This window comes from Nocardia aurantia (assembly GCF_009604425.1).
GTDB lineage: Bacteria > Actinomycetota > Actinomycetes > Mycobacteriales > Mycobacteriaceae > Nocardia > Nocardia aurantia.
Map to the genome: position 1 here is coordinate 1 of NZ_WEGI01000016.1, position 19,455 is coordinate 19,455.

Below are 19,455 nucleotides of genomic sequence, written 5' to 3' on the forward strand. Positions count from 1 at the left end.
CGCCCAGGGCCACAGCTCCCGGGTCGACACACGGTCAACCCCGCCGAAAGGGGTGGGGACTTTTACACGGCCACCAGCGGTGACCTACACGTGGCCACCAGCGGAGACTTTCTCATGGCCAGGGACAGCGTGGGTGTAGTTGCGGATGGTGATGCGGCGGGTGGTACGGCGGGAGGTCAGCCATTGTCGGCAGGCGTGGTCGACGGTGTCGGTGGTGAGGCGGCTGTAGCGGCCTTCGGCGATCTCGGTGGAGATGCGGCGGTATTCGCGTTGGGCGAGGGTGCGGGTGGGGTAGGTGAAGCGTTGGCGGTCACGGGTGCCATCGGGTTTGGTGCCGACATCGATCTGGAAGGTGTAGCTGACGGCACCGTTTCTCGCGGTGCGTTTGTCGATCGGCTCGGCCCGGCGGGATCTCGCCGTTTTCGACATCGACTCGGTCAACGGGCGTTCCTCCTGCTTGTGGACATCGCTTTTCTGCGTGAGCTAACGGGCACGGTGGGCGCGTACACCGGATGCTCGCCAGAAAATAGCGGTGGCTAATAGCGGTCGCTTCATCGGTGGCGAATTCGGACTACTTTTCCGGGGAATCAAGTTCCGGCCCCGGCTGGTTCAGAGATCGTCGTCGGTGCCGATATCCCTGGTTAATCTTCCCGGCCTCCGTCGGCGGAAAGAATTTGAAGTGACTGAAGCAGCCAGATCGACGGTATCCTCACGCGACCGCCGATTCTAATGGCGGGAATGTTGCCGGACTTGGCTGCTGCGTAGAGCGTGGACCGGCCGATTCCGAGTAGGTGAGCGGCCTCTGGGACCGAGACCGTGGGTTCGTTGAGGAGGCGATCCAGCGTGTTGTGGGTTGTCTTCATGAGTTCATGCTGCGCTTGCATGCACAGGTGTATCCATCGTCGCTAGTGTTGGGAAAATGGGAAGGAACGAATTCACCCCGCGTAACCCTCTGGAGGCCGTCCATCCCTCCGCAACACGAGGGGAAGTGACGTTCGTGGAGTTGTTGCCACCGGCTGTCGAGAGCGAGCTGCAACAGGATGCGAAGCGGAAAGGAGACGATTTCCTGCTGCGTCGCCTACCTGGTCATCGGGCGGTGGTGCAGCTGGCTGGGCTCCCGTTCCGGTTCGAAGTGCGTGTGATCGAAGAACCGGGCAAGCCGCCTCGGATCATGGAGCTTCGGATCTATTCTCCCCCGGGATTCGGAGATGTGGCGATTACCAACGCAGACCTGAAATCTGTCCCGCTGGCCCGCATCGCGGCGGCGGCTGGATCGGGCGTGCTGACATCGTTGAACGATGTGGCGACAATGCCGGAGCGACTCGCTGCCCCTGAACAGCACACTGCTGCAGCCAGATCGCCGCAGGCTCAGCCTCGTGGCCGAGGTCGGCCGCGCAAGTTGACTGATGAGTTCCTTCAGCGAATTGCAGAGTATGCCCGTGAGGGGCATCGGCGTGGTCAGCCGATTCCCCAGTACGTGGCAGCCTGTGTAGAGCCCGAACCGAGGCGGCAAGCCCGTCCGGACACTGTTCGCTGGTGGCTCGCGAAGGCACGTGAAGGGCGGTTTCTGACCCCGGGGGAGTTGACCCGACGACCCAGAATGGTGCTTCGGGAGCGTTGAACGCCATCGTTACCGGCGAGCACCGACATCCCGCTCTAGTCCTTCGGTGTGGTTTCTTCCTGTTAGCCTCGATTTTTCGCCGGGCTGTCGGCCCGGCCTGATCGGGTTCGGATTTGGTTTCGGTCGCTGATCAGCGACCGGTGGGCGTCGTGGGATCACCCGATCAGCGGGTGGCTGCCGGATTCCACGGGCCCGGAATGATGTTCGCTGGTTTCGGTTGGGTCGGGTTGGTGCTGGTCAGCCTGGTTGCAGGCGGTCGAGTGCGGTGAGTAGCAGGTTGGTGCCGGGGTGGTGCCGCGACAGGCGCAGGTGGGTCCGGCAGGCGTGGTGGACGATCCGGGCGGGGATCGAGAACAGGTACAGGCGTAGGGTTTTCGGTTCCCAGCGTCGTGCCCGGTCTTGGTGCAGGGCGAGGGTTTGCAGCCAGGCGGTCAGTTCCAGGGCGGTCCTCGCTGCGTGCTCGGCAGATCTATGACCAGTGGATCGGTAGCATCGATCGCGTGGTCGGGAGACCACTCGCCCGCGCGGCGCCAGGCCGCGGCCCGCGCCCTCGCGCGGGCAGATCTCAACGCCGACAACACCTTCGCGGCATCAGCGGCCAGGGTGGTGACCAGGCGTGACACCGTCGGGCCGGAGGCGACCGACCCGAACACGCCCGGTTCATTGCGCAACAGCGCGATATCGGCAGCGCAGTCACCACCGAGCGCGACCGCCATCGCCAGATCCAGCACGATCTTGCCCGGATCGTGCACGGCCAAGGGCGTGCGCCAGGGCGCCAATGCCTGCGATAACGCCTGATCGAGCCCTGTTTTCGCGGCCACCCGTGCCAGCGCGACCGCTCCGGCCTGCGCGACGACTCCCGTTCCGTTCCCGTCAACTTTCAGCGACGGGTACCACCGACTAGACTTCCTCACCTGAAAGGTGCTCCTCGATACTGCTGATTCAACCTTCGACAAGTCGAATCCTTGCAGTTCAGAGCACCTTTCGCCATTCCTGGACAGGCATCAGCTCAACCTGCATGAATGGCTGAGGTTAGTCGGGTCGGGTTGTGGCGGGGGCTGGGACGTTGAGGCCAAGGCGGTGGCGTTCGATCCATTCGCTGTGTTGTTCGGCCAGCACTGCGCCGACGAGGCGGATGATGGCTTGCCGGTCGAAGAAGATCCCGACGACGTCGGCGCGGCGCCGGGGCCACGCTCGCGGCGCTGCGCACTGAGGCTTGATCGACACCGAGACCATGCCCAGGATTCTCACCGACCCGCGCTGGCCGTACCGTTGTCTGCGCGGGCACCGGCGCAGCCACCCGCGACGAGGCCGAGCTCTGGCTCACCGAGCAGACCCGACTCCGCGGTGCAGGACGGCGGGCCGGCTTCGCCGGGTACAGGTCGACGTCCACCACCATCGTCGGTGGGCCGCTCCACGCTGGGGACTGGGCTGACCGGCAACCCCGCCTCGATCCACCTCGGCGCGGTGTTCGCCGAGCAGACCGAATGGGGTCGATTGCTGGTGTGTTCGCTAGTCACCCTCGCGATCGTCGGCGCGATGACCGTCCGCTCCACCAGCGGGCTGACCACCGGCAACCTCGGCTGGCGCGACATCGCGCTCAGGGCCCCGGTGTTCGTCGGCGCTGGGCACGCGCCTCGCCGGCCACTGACCCCCGACCCGGATAGGCACCCAGAGATTCTTCGGGGGTTGTCCGCGTGTCCGGACTTCGACGCTATCGGCCAGGTCCTCCGCCCGCGTGGAAACGCGGTGTGGACTTGCTTGCGGCCCATGGTGAAAAGGGTGCGGTAGAACGAACCTGCCGCCTGCGGCGGTAGTCCTGTTCGACAAAACCGTTGTACGAGAGGACGTATCAGGAGATGGAACCATTTCTCGGTCAGATCAGTGTGTTCCCCTATTCCTTCGCTCCGCAGGGATGGGCATGGTGTGAAGGCCAGGTCCTGCCGGTCGCTCAGAATCAAGCGCTGTTCAGTCTGCTCGGCTCCCAGTTCGGGGGTGACGGAACGAAGACGTTCGTGTTGCCGAACCTCAAGAAGCAGGACGACGCTCTCGGCGAAGGCCTGCGCTACGCGATCGCTATGGAAGGCACCTTCCCCAACCGGGACTGACCGTGCCGTCTCGTGAAGTGCTGCCACCGGGCGGCGCCATGGGGTTCCGACCTGGGATGGGTCGGTTTGCCGCGGTGGGGCTTCTGGCGTTGTCGGTTGGATTAGCCCTCGACGACGAGTCCGTAAGCCGCTGATTGCAGCCGGTCCATCGCCGATTGGGCCTGCGTCGGGTCGGCCATCCTGGTCAGGATCTCCGGGGGTTTGCGGTTGCTGGTGGTCACGGTGGAGGCTGTGCCGTGGCATTCGACGACCAGCTCGTAGAAGTCGCATGTTTCGACCGCCTCGAGCCGATGCAACGCCAGGTCATCGAGGATGAGCAGGTCGACGCCGGTCACCTCCAGGACTTCGACAACCGGACTGTGGCGGAGATGGGCTGGCACGGTGGCTCCGCCCACGAAGTGCGTACCTAGGCCGCCGACTTCGCCGCACTCGCCGCCGGCGGTGACTACCTGGTCAAAAGCCGCTTCTACGAGCCGATCCCGGCCCGGATCGCCGGTTGCGCCGTAGTGACGGCGGTGTCCGAAATGACGAGCATCGGCACTCCTGCAGGGACGCCGCTAAAATCATCCACATGGGTGTTTTTAACTTGGGTTCGCCGGCGTCGTCGCGCCGCGCGTCGTTTCCGGTGGTGCCTCGAACGCGATCGGTGGCCGACACACCGACTCACCCCGGCGGCGAAAGGCCGGCGGGCGCCGATCGCCGCAGCTTCCTGGGGATGGGGGCCGGTATCTTGCTCGCCGCCGCCGGCTCTGTCGGGTTCGGTACCACTGCCGCGCGCGCCGGTGATCCGGTGCCTGGAGGGGCGCCACCGTTCCGCCACGCCCTGTCGGTCTCACCCTTCACCGAGAAGGTGTTGTCGCAGACTGCGTTGAGCGACGCGACGATGTCCGCGCGGAGCCCATTGGACTTGCAACGCCTGTACAACGGGCACGGGGCCAATGAAGTGTATGCCCGCATCGCAACCAGAAGGTTCGTCGCGGACGGCGACACCGAATCCGGATTCGAACGCGGCCTGCAGCGTGCCGGTCTCGCGGCGCAACTGGGAATGCCGTTCAATCCGGAGCTCATGCTCAGCGCCATCTACGGCGACACCTTCACCTATCAGGTTCCCCCTGACTTCACGGACTACCCCGAGATCGCGGCCCAGCAGACCCGCCCCTGGACTTCTCTCCCACTCGAACAGATGGCCGACCTGATCGGCCAGTACGCCACCGCCGTCGCCGCGCAGATCGTCGGGACCGGCGCCCGGATCAGTTATTGGGACTTGGGTAACGAGGTCGACCACGGCATCGCGGGCGTCACCCCGCAACCGATCGTTGCTCCGGGTGGTGCCGCGCCGTACGCGCCGCCGGACGCCGTCGATCCCGAGATCGGCACGATGAGCATGGCCCGGTTGACCGCTATGCCGGAGACCGACCAGATCGCATGGTGCCAGCGGCATCTGTGGCCCTACACCGCTCGCCTCCTGGCTGCCGCGCGCGAAGGTGTCCGGAAGGTGATCCCCGACGCCCGGTTCAGTACCCATACCGCGCTGCCTCCCTCGAGCGATTTCGCGCTGGCATATTGGTCGTGTATGCGCGACAACGGCTATCTGCCCGATGTCATCGGCACGTCGTACTATCCCAACATCTTCTTTTCGGCGCCGATGGATCTGAACACCTTCCAGGAAACCTTCACGCGGGTGAGCACGGCATTCGATCGTAAGATCTTCATCGCCGAGTTCGCTGCGGCATATGGGCCCGGCTCCGCGTTTCCGACACCATCGCCGCCGTATCTCGAGACGGAAGCGGATCAGTACCGTTTCACGACCGACCTGGTCCGCTGGGGACTCGAATCCGGAGTTCTGCAAGGAATCCGCTGGTGGGCGCCCGACTATGTGACCAACCCGCAATGGGCGCCCGCATCATTGTTCCGGGCAGGTTCGAACGGCGTCGCCACCGCGACGCCCGCCATGGATGCGGTTGCGACGGCCCTCGTGGGACGGTGACACCGGGCCCGCCGATCGCCGCTGACCGGCGGGCCGCCGATTGGCGTCTCGCCGGTCGCCGCGTGCCTGCGGCCCGATGGTGAAGCCGCGCCGAACACGGACGTTAAAGTTGGCCGGTGGAAAAGAACGCTCGTGCGCGCGGTCCGCGCGGCGAATACGCCAAATCGGAGCGCCGTCGCGAGGAGATTGTGGACGCCGCGACTCAGGTGTTCTCGGAATCCGGGTTACGGGAAGGCACGCTGCGCGATATCGCCGAGCGTGTGGGCATGACCCACGCCGGAATGCGGCACCATTTTCCGACGAAGGCCGCGCTGTTGGCGGCGGTACTGCGCCGGCGCGACGAAATCTCCCTGGCGAAGGGCGCCGCCGCGCAGCCCCGGGGGGTGGAAATATTGCGGGAATGGGTGGACGCGACGCGCCGGCATGTCGCCCAACCCACCCTCATCGACCTCGAGGTGACGCTCGTGGCCGAGGCGACCGTTCCCGACCATCCCGCGTACGAATATTTCGTCGAAGCGTACGGGCGAGCGGAGGAGTTGCTGCAGCGCGCATTCGGTGAGATCCGAGCCGACGGGATCCTCGCGCCGGGGATCACCGTGACGCAGGCGGCCCGCGTCGCGTTGGCTGCCACGGTGGGGCTGCAACAGCTCTGGGTCTGGGATCGGGATCGCGACCTGGTGGGCGAACTCGAGTTCGCCATCGGTTCGCTGATCACGGTGCCGCTGGAGTAGCACACGCAGCCCGGCCGGGGTGCCCGGGGACCGCGTCGGTGGACGTGCGCGAGATGCGGCCAAAAACACCCAGCTGTGTGGTTTTGGGGATAGCATGGGCTCTCGTCGAAATGCTGTGCGTTTCACCGACGCCGACTTTGGAGCCACCATGCAACGTCGCTACCTGCGCTACCTCGTCGCCACCATCCCCCTGGTCGCGATATGCACTCTCGTCACCTGCCCCGCCGGTGCCGCGGATTCCCCCTACAACGCGCACACCGCCTACGCCGCGCTGGGTGATTCCTACTCCGCCGGGCTCGGCGGGGACGGGCCGACGGATACCAAGTGCGGCCGTAATGCCAACGGCTATCCCACTCTGTGGGCGCAAGCGCACGGCATCACGTCGTTCACCAACGCCACCTGCGGCGGAGCGGTCGGCCAGGATGTGCTGAATTCGCAGTTGTCCGGCCTCGGCCGGCTCACCGACGTCGTGACCATCACCGTCGGCGGCAACGATGTCGGTCTCGGCGATCAGGTGTCGTCCTGCCTGCAACGCAGCGACCAGGGATGCCGGGATCTCATCGACGAATTCGACACCGCCCTGCCCGGTCACATGGCCACGATCGACAAGGTTTACGCGGCGATCCGCGCAGCCGCGGGTCGGGCTGAGGTCTACGTGCTCGACTATCCCCATCTGTTCGAGCCCGACACTCCCTGTTCCGGGCCGCTGGTTCCCAGCCAGGTTCAGCGCCGGGCGCTCGCCGACGCAGTCGATGCACTCGACGACGCGATCGAGGCGCACGCGACGCGAGCCGGGTTCCATTTCGTCGAGGTTCGCGGCACCTTCGCCGGGCACGGCGTCTGTTCCGCCACGCCCTGGCTGCATCCCGCGGCGAGTCTGCCCGCGCCACTACACCCCACCACCGAGGGGTACCGCAGCGGCTACTTCGCCGCGCTCGAGGCGGTCACCGGATGATATCGACGGAGATATCGAAGCCTGTGCTGCCCATGTGGAGCCGTTTGCACGCGTGGCGTGCGGGTCTGCCGAAGCCCACGCCGTGGCGGATGCGGACCCTGCACATCCCGATGCGGGACGGCGTCCGGCTCGGCGCAGATCTGTATACCCCGGTCGCGCCGGCCAAAGGAGTGTTGCTCGTGGCCGGTCCGTACGGGCGCGGCCCCTTGTGGTCGGTCAGCCTTGCCCGCGCCTTCGCAGGTCAGAAGTACACCGTCCTGTTCGCCTCCACCCGGGGCACCGCTGACTCCGAGGGCGATCTGGATCCGATGCGGACCGACGCCCAGGACGGGCACGACATCGTGACGTGGATGCGAGAACAGCCGTGGTATCCGGGACGTTTCGGCACCATCGGAGGTTCCTACCTGGGTTATACCCAGTGGGCGCTGATGTCCGAACCACCCGCGGACCTCGCGGCCGCCGTCGTGACGATGGGCCCGCACGATTTCGTCCGCCACACGTGGGGTACAGGATCGTTCCGGTTCGACCTGGTCGGGTGGGGGGCCGACGTCGGCGTACCGGACGATCCGAATCCGGTACGCAGTATGCGGGCGCGGGCGGCGACGCGAAAGCAGGTCGATTCCGTCGTCGAAGCCGTGCCGGTCGCCCCCGCCGCCGTCGAATATTTCACCGGCCTCGGGCGCGCGTGGATGCTGCCCCGGCTGATCCACGACGACATCGACGATCCGTTCTACGCCCCGATGCGGCATGCGGACGCCCTCGAGCACAGCCGGGTACCGACGTTGCTGTTCGCAGGATGGCAGGACATTTTTCTCGCCCAGTCGATGCGCCAGTACGAACGTCTGCGGGAACGCGGCGTCGACGTCGCCCTTACTGTGGGTGACTGGGCCCATATCGACATCCTGTTGCGTGGCCAGCCAGTCATCGCGTCGGAAACGCTGGACTGGCTCGATGCGCACCTGGCGGGCCAGGGTCGGTCCAGCCGGCGTCGGCCGGTGCGAGTGGCGGTCGGCGGCAGCGGGCGTTGGCTGGAGGAGAGAGTGTGGCCCCCGGCCGGCGTGGCCACCACGACCTGGTACCTCCACGCCGACGGCGGCCTCGGTGAGCGGGTTCCGGCCCCCGATGCGGCTTCGCGGGCCTTCGTCTTCGACCCGGCACGGCCCACCCCGACGATCGGGGGCAACCTGATCAGCAAAGGCGGTCGCCGCGACGACTCCGCGTACGGCACGAGGAGAGACGTACTCGTGTACGACTCCGCCCCGCTGCGATCGGACCTGTGGCTCAGCGGTGTGCCGCGCGTATCGCTCGATCATGCCAGCGAACGCGGCGACGCCGACCTTTTCCTGCGCCTCAGCGACATCGACGAAAAAGGACGGTCACGCAATGTCACCGAGGCCTACCGGCGCGTCCGGGACGCCGGAACGGCCGACATCACGCTGAACGACATCGCGTACGTATTCCGTGCGGGGCACCGCGTTCGGCTCATCGTCGCCGGTGGCTCGTTCCCACAGTTCTCGCGCAACCCGGGCAGTGGAGAGAACCCGCTCGTGGCGGAGATTCTGCACCCGAACCGGCACGAGATCCGCCACCGCGGTGGCAGTTCGGTACTGCTGCTGCCGATCATGCCGCGTGAGCTCGTCGCCGGACTGCGCCCGTCCGCCTCTCGAGACCGCAGCCGAGAGGAACTCCGGTGACGATGTCCTCGGAAGACGTTTCGCCCAGCACGTTCATTACCGTCGCCGACGGTACCGACGATCCGCCCCCGTTGGTCCGGGGTTCGGTGAACCGGCTGCTCGTCTGGGTATTTCCCGCCAATCTTGTGCTTTTCCTGCTCTGGGGTTCGATACCCGGGCTGTTGCTCCCGCATCAGCTGGAACTGTTGGATCCGGCCCGCAAGGTCGCCGATCTCGGCATCGTGACCTCCGTCGGCGCCTTCGGCGCCATGGTGGTGGCTCCGATCATCGGCCAGATCTCGGACCGAACGCGTAGCCGGTACGGGCGCCGAGCGCCGTGGATCGTCGTCGGCGCGCTGGCGGGTACGCTGGCCGCGATCGGTCTGGCCTGCGCGCACGATCTGCTCGCGGTAGCGATCGCGTGGCCGCTGGTGCAGATCTTCTACAACATCGCGCAGGGGCCGCTGACGACGATCCTGCCCGACCGTATTCCGCGGCGCCGCCGGGGCGTGTTCGCGGCGGTCGCCGGAATCGGCGGTATGTCGGGGTCCCTGCTGGGATCGGTCGTCGGAGCGGTGATGTACGACAATCTCGCGGTCGGCTATGTCGTCTTTGCCGTCACCGCGCTGACGGTGCTGATCCTGTTCGTCGTGTTCAATCCCGACCACTCCAGCACCGATATGCGAATACAACCGTTCCGTATCGCGGATTTCCTCAATGCTTTCTGGGTGAACCCCGTCGCCCATCCCGATTTCTTCTGGGCCTTCCTCGGCCGGCTGCTGTTGTTCACCGGTTATTTCCTGATACAGGGATATCAGCTGTATCTGCTCTCCGACTATCTGCATCTGCCGAATCCCCAGAAAGCGGTCCCGGTGATCGGGTTCATCGCACTGGTCGGCATCATAATCAGCACCGTAATCTCCGGACCCGCCTCGGACCGGGTCGGCCGCCGCAAGCCGTTCGTCTTCTGTTCCTCGATTGTCATGGGCCTTGCGGCGATATTGCCCTGGGCCTGGCCGACCCTCACGTCCTGGTTCATCATGACGGGCATCCTGGGACTGGGTTTCGGCATGTACGCTGCGGTCGATCAGGCGCTCATGGCCGACGTGCTGCCCTCCGCGCAATCGTTCGGCAAGGATCTCGGCGTCATCAACATCGCGGCCACGCTGCCGCAAACCATCGCGCCCGCGATTGCCGGCGCGATCGTACTCACCTTCGGCTTCGCCGGGCTGTTTCCGTTCAGCATCGCACTGTCGTTGCTGGGCGCGGCCTCGGTCTGGGCGATCCGATCGGTCCGTTGACATGTATCGAACGATTTTCCGGGAGGTGCGGTGCTGCACACCATATCGACTGTCCTCGTAGGGATTCCGGCCGTGTTGCTGATGCTCGCGGTGGCCGGGCAGTACCTCCCCATCGTCGGTTTCTCGATCGTCGGAACCGCGATCTCCACGCGCATCTTCGGCGTGGCGCTCGTCGCGATTGCCCTGGCTGCCACGGCCACGGCGTTACTGCTCTGGTCGCCGTCGGCGGCCGGGACGACCGTCCTGGTCGCCGCGGTGGCGGCGGTGCTCGGCTCGGTGTCGAACGGTGTCCGGCAGCTGGCGACGGCCCGGCGCGCCGACGTGGCGGTGCGCATCGCACCGGCCGTCCGCAGGCCGCGGGTAGACACCACGCCGGATGCCGCCGAGGTCTATCTGCGGACGAGGGACGAAGAGCTGTCCCTGTCGATCTGGCGAGCCGTCGGCACCGGAGCACGGGCGCCGATCGTGGTGGTGGTGCACGGCGGCGGCTGGGTGAACGGCGATCGCGACAGCGGCGGGACGCCGGGGCATGCGCGCTGGCTCGCCGATCGCGGCTACCTCGTGGTGGCAGTCGACTACAGTCTGTCCAGCCCAGAGCGACATCTGTGGGACGTGCAGGAGGGCCAGATCGCCGAGGCGATCCGGTGGGTGGCCGGCTGCGCCGATCGGCTCGGCGGCGACCCGCGGCGGATAGCGCTGATCGGTGAATCCGCCGGCGGCAACCTGGTGCTCAATGTCGGATCCCGGATCGCGGCCGGACAGTGGGCGCTGTCGGTGGACGGGGAACCGGTGGTCATCAGGGCGATCAGCGCGTTGTACCCCGGTGTCGATCTGCGAACGATCTGGTACAGCCGGGACGTGGTCCTCGGCAAATGGCTACGCACGCTGCCCGAGCGGTATATCGGCGGATCACCCGACCGGTATCCCGCCCGCTACGACGCAGTCGATTCGTCGACCCACATCAGCGTCACGTCGCCGCCGACGTTGCTGGCCTTCGGAACCCTCGACCACCTCGTCGAGCCACGCACGGTGCGTACCTACGCGCGGCGACTGCGCGAGGCCGGGGTGGCGGTGCGGACATTGGAGATGCCGCACTCGGGCCACGGTTTCGACGAGGAGGGCTCGATCGGCTGTCAAATCTATCGTGAACTCACCCTGCGATGGCTTGCGGCTCATGCCGGTCCTTCCGAGCAGCCCGGTCCGCGGCACCGTACGCCCGACCTGGCCGATCCGCCGCCGGTCGACCGGGGGAGCACGTGCTGACAACGGGAATTCTCCCCGGGAGTCTGCCCGACGCCCGACAGTTGTTCGTGGCGATCTCCGGTCGCGCGACCGGCGAACCGTCCGCCCTGACGAGGCGGGCACGCGAACTCGCAGAACTGCATGCCGTACTGGTGGTATCTCGCGCGACGCCGGTGCAGTCGCGGTCGACGTCAGTTCCGCATCGCGACATCGCCACGGAGATCGGCCGGGTGGTGGACGCGATCGATGAATGGGCCGCAATCCACCTTCCGCGGGAACGGGGCGCGCCGATGCACACCCACTCGCTCGGCCAGGTATTCAGCCACGTCGCGCGGACCTATGTTCGCGCGTGGCGCACGATCTTGTACTCCGGCCGTGCCGATCTCGGTCATTCGGCATGGTCGCGGCTCGCCGAGGTGATCCAGGGCTATGCCACGCTACGCGGCGAAATACAGACCGGCCGAAGGCAATTGCCGCTGGGATGGCACGGGATACCGGATCGCGATGGCTGACGACCGCGACCAGCAGCCGATCGAGCGGCGCGCCGCGCCGCGGGAAATCCGAACAGAACAGGGTACCGTCATGATGAAAAGTGTTGCCGCACAGTGGCACAGCAGCCGAATCGGCGCCGCGCTCCTCGCCACCGGCCTGGGTGTGGGCGCGGTGTTGTCCGGCCCCGCCCCGCACTCGGCGGCGTCCGCCGATGACAAGGTGTATGTCGCCATGGGCGATTCGTTCGCGGCCGGGGCGGGTATCGCCCCGATCGTTTCCTCCGTACTGTGCAGCCGTTCCAGGATCGACTATGCCGGCCTGATCGCCCGGCAACTCGAGATCGGCACTTTCCGGGATGTGACGTGCGGCGGCGCCGAGGTCATCCATCTGACCACGCCCCAGGCCGGCCTCGGTGGCGAGACCGTGGCCCCGCAATACGACGCACTGGACGAAGCCACCACCCTGGTGACCGTCGGCATCGGGGGAAACGACATCGGATTGGAACGCCTGGCGCTCGACTGCTACAACGTCATGCGGGTGCCGGCCTATTCGTGCGCCGCCGCGAGCAGGGCCGACGGCCACGATGTCTACGCCGACAAGATCGCCGGATTCGGTGAGACGTACGCCCGGATAATCGCCGACATCCGGGAGCGATCGCCACGGGCCGAGATCGCCATGGTCGGATATCCCACCATTTTCCGTCCCGGCGGATGCCCCGACCAGGTGCCGATGCCGCCTGCCGACGCGGATTACATCGAGGCCCGCGTCGAGCAACTCGACACCGTCATGCGCGACGCGGCGAACGCCCACGGTGCCCGATATGTCGACCTCCTCGAATCGACACGGGGCCACGATATATGCGCGGCTCCGGACGACCAGTGGGTCAGCAAGCTGGTGCCCGACATAGCCGGCGAACCGCCGCTGCATCCGAACGCGGCGAGTCACGCCAATTCCGCGAAGCAGATCGTGAAAGCCCTCGCCGACATGTCCCCGCGGCAGTAGCGGGGCTCCCCGGTCCGGCTCGCATTCTCGACTCGCGAGCCATCGGGAAGAAGGCCGGCCAGGCCGACCGGCGCAATCCGCTGAAAATCATCCAATTGGGTGGTTTTGAAGTTATAGTACTGACCGGCAGCCGTGTGCCATGGCAGCCGCCGACAACAAGGACGGGAACCGATGATGTTCCGTACTGACCAGCCGCTCGCGGCCGGCGCGGATGCGTGACGGGATGCTGGACAACGCGCAGTTGCTGACCGCGGACGCCCCCGCTTTCGTCCTCAGCGCCACCATCGGAGTCGATCCCACCCGGCGCCTGGTGTCGGCGGTGCTGCGCGGTACGGCCCAGGGTGTGTTCGAGGCACGAATCGACGGACGCCCGGTCGGTGACGCGGTGCTGGCGCCGGGCTGGAGCGCCTACGAGTGGCGATTGCCCGTCGAGCACTATGATGTGCTGTCCCTCGTCCGCGACGGTGCGCATCTGGATGTGCTGGTCGGGAACGGCTGGTGGCGGGGCAAACTGGGCTTCGACGGGCTGGCGCTCGATTACGGCGACACGATCGGTTTCATCGGCGAGCTGGAACTGAGGTACGCGGACGGCCGGACCGAATACCTGGCCACCGGGCCCGAGTGGCGGGCTTGGACCGCGCAGATCTCCGACAACAGTCTCTACGATGGCGTGCGCATCGACGCCTCGGCGGTGTCCCGGCCACTGGCCGTCGCCGTCGGGCGAATCGACCGATCCGTACTCGTACCTCAGACCAAACCGCCCATCGAACGCCAGGAGGTCATCGCGCCGGTCGCCATCTGGGCCTCGCCGTCCGGCAAAACCCTGGTCGATTTCGGTCAGAATCTGGTCGGCTGGACCCGGCTGCGGGTAACCGGGGCCGCCGGCTGCGAGGTGGTGCTGCGGCACGCGGAGGTTCTCGAAGACGGCGAACTCGCGCTGCGCCCGTTGCGTGGTGCCCGAGCGACGGACAGCTACGTGCTCTCCGGTGGTCACGACATGTTCGAACCGACCTTCACCTTCCACGGTTTCCGCTACGTGGAGGTCGCCGGATTCCCCGGTGATCTCGGCCCGGATGCCATCGAGGCCGTCGTCGTTCATTCCCGGATGACGCGAACCGGTTTCTTCACCTGTTCGGACGAACGGGTGAATCGCCTCGTGGAGAATTCGGTGTGGGGTCAGAAGGGCAACTTCCTCGATGTGCCGACCGACTGCCCGCAACGCGACGAACGGCTGGGCTGGACAGGAGATATCGCCGTCTATGCGCCCAGCGCGTGTTTCCAGTTCGATTGCGCCGATCTGCTGCACAATTGGCTGCTCGACCTGCGCGCGGAAACGGCACACAGCGGCTATGTGCCGTTCGTGGTTCCCAATGTGCTGAAACTCGCCCCGCGCGAGGCCTTGGGGGCGCACGCCGCCATATTCGGCCCCACGGCCATCTGGGGAGACGCCGCCGTCTGGGTGCCCGAAGCGCTCTGGCGGGCCTACGGCGATCGACACCGGCTCGCCGCACACTATCCGGGCATCGTCGCGCACCTGGAGTCGATCCTGCCCCGGCTGTCGGAAACCGGTCTGTGGGACACCGGATTCCAATTCGGCGACTGGCTCGATCCCACCGCGCCACCCGAGCGTCCCCTCGCTGCCGCGGCCGACCCGGCGGTCATCGCCACCGCCTGCCTGTATCGCAGTGCGCGCTTCGCCGCGACCGCCGCCGGCGAATTGGGGCTCGAGCAGGATCAGCGCCGTTGGTCGGATCTGTCCACCCGGACTCGCGACGCCTTCCGCGACGCGTATGTCGGCGCGGACGGCCGGATCCGTTCCGACGCGCAGGCCGTTTACGCCCTCGCCATCCACTTCGGGTTGCTGGAGCCCGGGGAACGAAGGCTGGCCGGCGCCCGGCTCGCGCACCTGGTCGAGGAGGGGAACTTCCGGGTGGCCACCGGATTCGCGGGAACGCCGTACGTCGCCTGGGCCCTCACCGAAACCGGCCACACCGACACGGCGTATCGGCTGCTGCTCGAGGACGGCTTGCCGTCCTGGCTCTACCCGATCGGCATGGGCGCGACGACGATCTGGGAACGCTGGGACTCGCTGCTGCCCGACGGCCGGGTCAACCCGGGTGAGATGACCAGCTTCAACCACTACGCCCTGGGCGCGGTCGTCGACTGGCTTTACCAGTGTGTCGCGGGCATCCGGCCCGTCGCACCGGGTTACGCGCAGGTTCGGCTGGAGCCGGTGCCCGGACCCGGCCTCGACTGGGCGCGGGGCACGCTGCACACGCCGCACGGTGTCGTCGAATGCGGGTGGCGTCGCGGTGCCGGCGCCGGAATAACCGTGGAGTGCGTCGTGCCCGATGGCGTCGAGGCCGAGCTGGTCCTGCCGGACGGCGGACGGCACCGATTGCCGCCGGGCGCGCACACCCTGTCCGTCGAGAAGGAGTTCGCACGATGAGCGAGAATGGAAACCGGCCCGACACTATGTTCCCGCTGACGGTGGAGCAGAAGGCGGTGCTGCTGTCCGGCCGGGACGTGTGGTCGACGCATGCCATCGAGGATGCCGGGATCCGGGCGGTCCGGCTCTCGGACGGCCCGCACGGTCTGCGCATGCAGGAGGCGGGCGACAACTTCGGTTTGCTGCCGAGCCTGCCCTCGACCTGCTTTCCGCCAGCGGTCGCGCTGGGCGCGAGCTGGGATCCGGACATAGTCGCGACGGTGGGTGCGGCACTCGGACTCGAGGCCCGCGCGGCGGGCGTGGACATCGTCCTGGGCCCCGGTGTGAACATCAAGCGTTCGCCGCTGTGCGGACGCAACTTCGAATACCTGTCTGAGGACCCGCTCCTGTCGGGACGCCTCGGTGCGGCGTACGTGGACGGTCTGCAGAGCACCGGTGTCGGCGCCGCGGTGAAACATTTCGCGGCCAACAACCAGGAGACCGATCGCATGCGTGTCAGTGCCGACGTCGACGAGCGCACGCTACGCGAAATATATTTGCCCGCTTTCGAATACGTGGTGTCCCACGCGCGGCCGGCCATGGTCATGTGCGCCTACAACAAGATCAACGGCACGTACGCCTCCGAACACCGCCGGCTGCTCACCGATGTGCTGCGCGGCGACTGGGATTTCGGCGGCGCGGTCGTGTCCGATTGGGGAGCCGTGCACGATCCGGTCGCCGCGGTTCGGGCAGGCCTGGACCTGGAAATGCCGTCCACCAGCGGACGCAGCGCCCTGGCGCTGGTGGCGGCGGTGCAGGCCGGGCAACTCGACGAGGTGGAGTTGGACCGCGCCGTCGCGCGCGTGCTGGCCCTGGCACAATACGGCGGTCCGCCCGTTCCGGTGGACCACGACGCCCACCATCTGCTCGCCAGACGAGCTGCGGCGGCGTGTGTCGTGCTGCTGAAGAACGATGGCGTGTTGCCCCTGCCGCGTGCAGGGGAGGTCGTCGTCCTCGGCGAGTTCGCGCGGACCCCCCGATTCCAGGGTGGTGGCAGTTCCCACGTCAACGCCACGCGGGCGGAATCCTTCCTGGCGGCGGCAGCGGACTACGCGGCGGGCGCAGTTCCGTTCGCGCCCGGCTTCACCGTGGACGGCACCGGCGACGAGGTGGCGTTGCGCGACGAGGCCGTGGCACTCGCTCGCGAATGCGGGATCGCTGTCGTCTTCGCCGGTCTCGGCGAAGCGGAGGAATCCGAAGGATTCGACCGCGACACCCTCGACCTGCCGCCCGCCCAAGTCCGGCTGATCCGGGCGGTGAGCGCGGTTGCGCCGAAGACCGTGGTGGTGCTGTCGCACGGCGGTACGGTGTCGCTGGAAGGCTGGCACGACCAGGTGGACGCGATCGTCGACGGATTCCTCCTCGGACAGGGCGGGGGCGGCGCGCTGGCCGACGTCCTCTACGGAGCGGTCAATCCCTCCGGCAAATTGGCGGAATCCATTCCGCTGCGGATCGAGGACACTCCCGCCTTCGGGAACTTTCCCGGCGAGCTGGGGCATGTCGGCTACGGTGAGCGCCTGCTCGTCGGCTATCGCTCCTATGCGACCAAGGGTGTCGCGGTCCGATACCCGTTCGGGCACGGGCTCAGCTATACCCGCTTCGGCGTGCGCGAGCTGGACGTGACGGTCGTCGAGCAGGACCGGGTCCGCGTCCGGCTGACGGTCGACAACCTCGGCGATCGCGCCGGCGACCATGTGGTGCAGATCTATGTGGACGCGACCGGCCGCGGTCCGGTGCTGCGTCCCGCCCGTGAGCTCCGTGCTTTCACGAAAGTCCATGTGCCCGTGGGCGGTTCGGTACCGGTCGAGCTCACCTTGGATCGCCGGGCGTTCGCGTTCTGGGACATCGGCGTGGCCGACTGGGTCGTCACGCCCGGTGAGTACCGGGTGATCATCGGCCGCGACAGCCTGACCACGGAGCTCGAGCACGCCGTGACGCTTGCCGGTGACGCGTTGGTTCGCGCGCTCACGCTGAATTCCACGCTGCAGGAATGGGTCGACCACCCGGTCGTCGGGCCGGTGCTGGTGGACACCCTCGGGTCCGAGCTGCTCGCCGCGGCCGTACAGCCGGACAAGCTCCGCGTGATCGGTTCGGTGCCCATGCAGAAGGTCGTGAACATCATCGCCGGTGACGTGCCGGCAGGAGCGGTCGACTCGCTGATGGCGATGACGGTATCCCGATCCGCCGCCTGAACACGGCAGCGGCCATCACCCCGCCGCCGCTGCACCTACTTCGAAAGAAAGAGCTCGATGAGACAGCGTGACGCAGGACCGGACGGAATCGGTCCGATTCTTTTGAAGAACCGACCAGGCAACTCTTCGCACGAACTCGAGAAGAACGACATGAATATCTACCGATCAGCACTCGTCGCTGCGGCCACCTCGGCCATGATCGCGGCCGGAAGTCTTTCCGCGGCCGCGGCTCCCGCCGCCGAGCCCGTTTCCTACGATATGACGCTGGCCGACGGCTCGGTGGTGACCAGCCTGCAGCACGGCGTATTCGGCCCGGCCGACGCGACCGACGGTGTGCCGGTACGCGACAGCGCGGGGCAGGTTCTCACCACGCTGCCGACCACGGCCACCTTGGATGGACAGCGACTGCCGTTGCGGCCGCGAGTCTCCGCCGATAACCGGACCCTCACCTTGACACCGGACCTGAGCGCCTTCGACCGGAACGCCGCACAGCCGATCGCCTCGCCGGTGGAAAATCAGCTGGCCCTCAACGATCTGATCAACGCTGTCAACGTCTCGACCGCACTCGGCAGCCTGGTCGGCACCGCGGTGGGCGCCGTGGCCGGGCTCGGCATCGGATTCGTCGTCGCCGGGGCGAGTTGCGTGGTCATCAGTCTCGGCTGCGCCGTGGCCATCATGCCCACCATGGCCCTGGCGGCCGGTGTCGGCGGCATCGCCGGCCTGATCCTCGCCGGCGGCCCGGCCACGATAGGCGCGGCCTACCAGTACATCACCACCCTCACCGCCCCCGACGGCACCACCAAGTACGGCGGCCGGGACGGCCACGCGCCCGATCCGGCCCCGGCCGACGCGACGCGGTAGGAGTGACGACGACATGCACTACACCACAACAGGTCTCGCGACGCTGGTGGCCGCGATCACGATCACCGGTGCTCCGGCGCAGGCCCAGCCCGGCCCGGCGGGACAGGTCCGGGTTGCCCTCGACGGGCATTCGGTGATCCTCACCCTCGACAACACCCGATTCGCCCGCGCCGACGAGCAGGTGGCGGTGGTCGACGGCGCCGGCGCCACTGTCACGACGATCCCGACGGCGATCGAGGTGAATCAGCAGCGCTTCGCACTGAGCGACTCGATCTCCGGCGACGCGCGGACCCTGACCCTGACCCCGGATCTGCCGGCGATCACGGCCGCGCACCTCGTGCCCGTCGCCTCTCCGATGGAGGAGCAGCTCGCGATGGATCAGCTCGCTGCCGACCTGAATTCCGACACTTTCTCCGGACTGTTGCTCGGAGCGCTCGTCGGGAGCGTCGTCGGTCTCGGGCTGGGCCTGGCGTCGTGTCTGGTCACCGGACCCGCATGCCTGGCCGTGGTGCCGGCCGCCGCCTCGGCCTTCGCCACCGGTGGCGGCGTGGTGGGCACCCTGGTCGGTGGCGGTGCCGCGCTGGCCGGTTCCGGGTGGAAATACCTGCTCACCATCCAATCGCCACCCGGTCAGAGCCCCTACGCCGACCAGGATCGAGCACTGGGTTCCGGCGGCACCGGCGTGCCGGATGCCACTCCCCGGATACCGTCCGGTTTCGGCGCGGGCCTGTCGTCCGGCTCGTCCTCGTAGGGAGAGGCGCCGTTGCGGAGCGCACGGGGTCCCGTCACGGACCCCGTGCGT

Annotated in this window: 17 protein-coding genes and 3 pseudogenes; 14 read left to right on the forward strand and 6 right to left on the reverse strand. The window is 67.2% G+C overall.

Translation table 11 applies throughout. The features are described 5' to 3' along the window. Nucleotides 1–84 precede the first annotated feature (84 nt). Together NRB56_RS32580 and NRB56_RS40585 are read right to left on the reverse strand one after the other, a co-directional pair. Nucleotides 85–441, reverse strand: coding sequence for a hypothetical protein (locus NRB56_RS32580; RefSeq protein WP_153348219.1), 357 nt, complete (start codon nt 439–441; stop codon nt 85–87). A 200-nt stretch (nt 442–641) separates the two neighbouring features. Further along, nucleotides 642–884, reverse strand: a complete 243-nt coding sequence (locus NRB56_RS40585; RefSeq protein WP_406603558.1) for a helix-turn-helix domain-containing protein — start codon at nt 882–884, stop codon at nt 642–644. 104 nt (nt 885–988) lie between these two features. On the opposite strand from NRB56_RS40585, the gene NRB56_RS32590 reads away from it, so the two are divergent. Next, the gene (locus NRB56_RS32590) at nt 989–1,621 is read left to right on the forward strand and encodes a hypothetical protein (protein WP_153348221.1); all 633 of its coding nucleotides are present in this window, start codon (nt 989–991) and stop codon (nt 1,619–1,621) included. A 237-nt stretch (nt 1,622–1,858) separates the two neighbouring features. On the opposite strand, the gene NRB56_RS40590 is transcribed toward NRB56_RS32590, so the two are convergent. From NRB56_RS40590 to NRB56_RS32605, 3 genes and pseudogenes are all read right to left on the reverse strand, one after another. Next, a complete protein-coding gene (locus NRB56_RS40590; RefSeq protein ID WP_194291076.1) occupies nt 1,859–2,137 on the reverse strand; it encodes a transposase in 279 nt (92 codons plus the stop codon). Continuing rightward, a pseudogene (locus tag NRB56_RS32600) lies at nt 2,077–2,535 on the reverse strand (transposase); the annotation flags it as partial. The pseudogene NRB56_RS32600 and the gene NRB56_RS40590, both read right to left, overlap by 61 nt. A 118-nt stretch (nt 2,536–2,653) precedes the next feature. Then, nucleotides 2,654–2,806, reverse strand: a pseudogene (locus NRB56_RS32605) (transposase); the annotation flags it as partial. Between the two features lie 674 nt (nt 2,807–3,480). Here NRB56_RS32605 and NRB56_RS32610 point away from each other — a divergent pair. Continuing rightward, complete coding sequence (locus tag NRB56_RS32610; RefSeq protein WP_153348223.1) at nt 3,481–3,729, forward strand: phage tail protein; 249 nt, start codon at nt 3,481–3,483, stop codon at nt 3,727–3,729. A gap of 104 nt (nt 3,730–3,833) precedes the next feature. Here NRB56_RS32610 and NRB56_RS32615 read toward each other — a convergent pair. Then, a pseudogene (locus tag NRB56_RS32615) lies at nt 3,834–4,055 on the reverse strand (ATP-binding protein); the annotation flags it as partial. 245 nt (nt 4,056–4,300) lie between these two features. Between NRB56_RS32615 and NRB56_RS32620 the strand changes: the two are divergent. From NRB56_RS32620 to NRB56_RS32675, 12 genes are all read left to right on the forward strand, one after another. Continuing rightward, nucleotides 4,301–5,716: a glycosyl hydrolase 53 family protein gene (locus NRB56_RS32620; RefSeq protein WP_153348224.1), complete on the forward strand. Its 1,416-nt coding sequence runs from the start codon at nt 4,301–4,303 to the stop codon at nt 5,714–5,716. A gap of 116 nt (nt 5,717–5,832) precedes the next feature. Then, nucleotides 5,833–6,447 carry a TetR family transcriptional regulator gene (locus tag NRB56_RS32625; protein ID WP_153348225.1) on the forward strand — a complete coding sequence of 205 codons (615 nt, stop codon included), beginning with the start codon at nt 5,833–5,835 and terminating at the stop codon, nt 6,445–6,447. Nucleotides 6,448–6,595: 148 nt separating this feature from the next. Then, nucleotides 6,596–7,402, forward strand: a complete 807-nt coding sequence (locus tag NRB56_RS32630) for an SGNH/GDSL hydrolase family protein (protein ID WP_194291078.1) — start codon at nt 6,596–6,598, stop codon at nt 7,400–7,402. 32 nt (nt 7,403–7,434) lie between these two features. Next, complete coding sequence (locus NRB56_RS32635) at nt 7,435–9,096, forward strand: CocE/NonD family hydrolase (RefSeq protein ID WP_194291079.1); 1,662 nt, start codon at nt 7,435–7,437, stop codon at nt 9,094–9,096. 2 nt (nt 9,097–9,098) lie between these two features. Then, nucleotides 9,099–10,376 carry an MFS transporter gene (locus NRB56_RS32640; protein WP_153348228.1) on the forward strand — a complete coding sequence of 426 codons (1,278 nt, stop codon included), beginning with the start codon at nt 9,099–9,101 and terminating at the stop codon, nt 10,374–10,376. An 81-nt stretch (nt 10,377–10,457) separates the two neighbouring features. Further along, nucleotides 10,458–11,639: an alpha/beta hydrolase gene (locus NRB56_RS32645; RefSeq protein WP_227838536.1), complete on the forward strand. Its 1,182-nt coding sequence runs from the start codon at nt 10,458–10,460 to the stop codon at nt 11,637–11,639. A gap of 209 nt (nt 11,640–11,848) precedes the next feature. Then, nucleotides 11,849–12,130 carry a hypothetical protein gene (locus tag NRB56_RS32650; protein ID WP_153348230.1) on the forward strand — a complete coding sequence of 94 codons (282 nt, stop codon included), beginning with the start codon at nt 11,849–11,851 and terminating at the stop codon, nt 12,128–12,130. A 70-nt stretch (nt 12,131–12,200) separates the two neighbouring features. Then, a complete protein-coding gene (locus tag NRB56_RS32655; RefSeq protein ID WP_227838530.1) occupies nt 12,201–13,112 on the forward strand; it encodes an SGNH/GDSL hydrolase family protein in 912 nt (303 codons plus the stop codon). Between the two features lie 211 nt (nt 13,113–13,323). Then, nucleotides 13,324–15,561 (forward strand): alpha-L-rhamnosidase, encoded by a 2,238-nt coding sequence (locus tag NRB56_RS32660; RefSeq protein ID WP_153348231.1) that lies wholly within the window; start codon nt 13,324–13,326, stop codon nt 15,559–15,561. Continuing rightward, nucleotides 15,558–17,792 (forward strand): beta-glucosidase, encoded by a 2,235-nt coding sequence (locus NRB56_RS32665; RefSeq protein WP_153348232.1) that lies wholly within the window; start codon nt 15,558–15,560, stop codon nt 17,790–17,792. Before NRB56_RS32660 ends, NRB56_RS32665 begins: the two co-directional genes overlap by 4 nt. 150 nt (nt 17,793–17,942) lie before the next feature. Continuing rightward, the gene (locus tag NRB56_RS32670) at nt 17,943–18,653 is read left to right on the forward strand and encodes a hypothetical protein (protein ID WP_153348233.1); all 711 of its coding nucleotides are present in this window, start codon (nt 17,943–17,945) and stop codon (nt 18,651–18,653) included. A gap of 13 nt (nt 18,654–18,666) precedes the next feature. Next, complete coding sequence (locus NRB56_RS32675; protein WP_153348234.1) at nt 18,667–19,404, forward strand: hypothetical protein; 738 nt, start codon at nt 18,667–18,669, stop codon at nt 19,402–19,404. The last annotated feature ends 51 nt before the right edge of the window (nt 19,405–19,455 follow it).

What these genes read in the sequence shown, in the direction of transcription:
- NRB56_RS40585 (WP_406603558.1), bottom strand. Translation starts at nt 884, where the DNA reads ATGCAAGCGCAGCATGAACTCATGAAGACAACCCACAACACGCTGGAT.
- NRB56_RS32610 (WP_153348223.1), top strand. Translation starts at nt 3,481, where the DNA reads ATGGAACCATTTCTCGGTCAGATCAGTGTGTTCCCCTATTCCTTCGCT.
- NRB56_RS32620 (WP_153348224.1), top strand. Translation starts at nt 4,301, where the DNA reads ATGGGTGTTTTTAACTTGGGTTCGCCGGCGTCGTCGCGCCGCGCGTCG.
- NRB56_RS32630 (WP_194291078.1), top strand. Translation starts at nt 6,596, where the DNA reads ATGCAACGTCGCTACCTGCGCTACCTCGTCGCCACCATCCCCCTGGTC.
- NRB56_RS32635 (WP_194291079.1), top strand. Translation starts at nt 7,435, where the DNA reads ATGTGGAGCCGTTTGCACGCGTGGCGTGCGGGTCTGCCGAAGCCCACG.
- NRB56_RS32640 (WP_153348228.1), top strand. Translation starts at nt 9,099, where the DNA reads ATGTCCTCGGAAGACGTTTCGCCCAGCACGTTCATTACCGTCGCCGAC.
- NRB56_RS32645 (WP_227838536.1), top strand. Translation starts at nt 10,458, where the DNA reads ATGCTCGCGGTGGCCGGGCAGTACCTCCCCATCGTCGGTTTCTCGATC.
- NRB56_RS32655 (WP_227838530.1), top strand. Translation starts at nt 12,201, where the DNA reads ATGATGAAAAGTGTTGCCGCACAGTGGCACAGCAGCCGAATCGGCGCC.
- NRB56_RS32660 (WP_153348231.1), top strand. Translation starts at nt 13,324, where the DNA reads ATGCGTGACGGGATGCTGGACAACGCGCAGTTGCTGACCGCGGACGCC.
- NRB56_RS32665 (WP_153348232.1), top strand. Translation starts at nt 15,558, where the DNA reads ATGAGCGAGAATGGAAACCGGCCCGACACTATGTTCCCGCTGACGGTG.
- NRB56_RS32670 (WP_153348233.1), top strand. Translation starts at nt 17,943, where the DNA reads ATGAATATCTACCGATCAGCACTCGTCGCTGCGGCCACCTCGGCCATG.
- NRB56_RS32675 (WP_153348234.1), top strand. Translation starts at nt 18,667, where the DNA reads ATGCACTACACCACAACAGGTCTCGCGACGCTGGTGGCCGCGATCACG.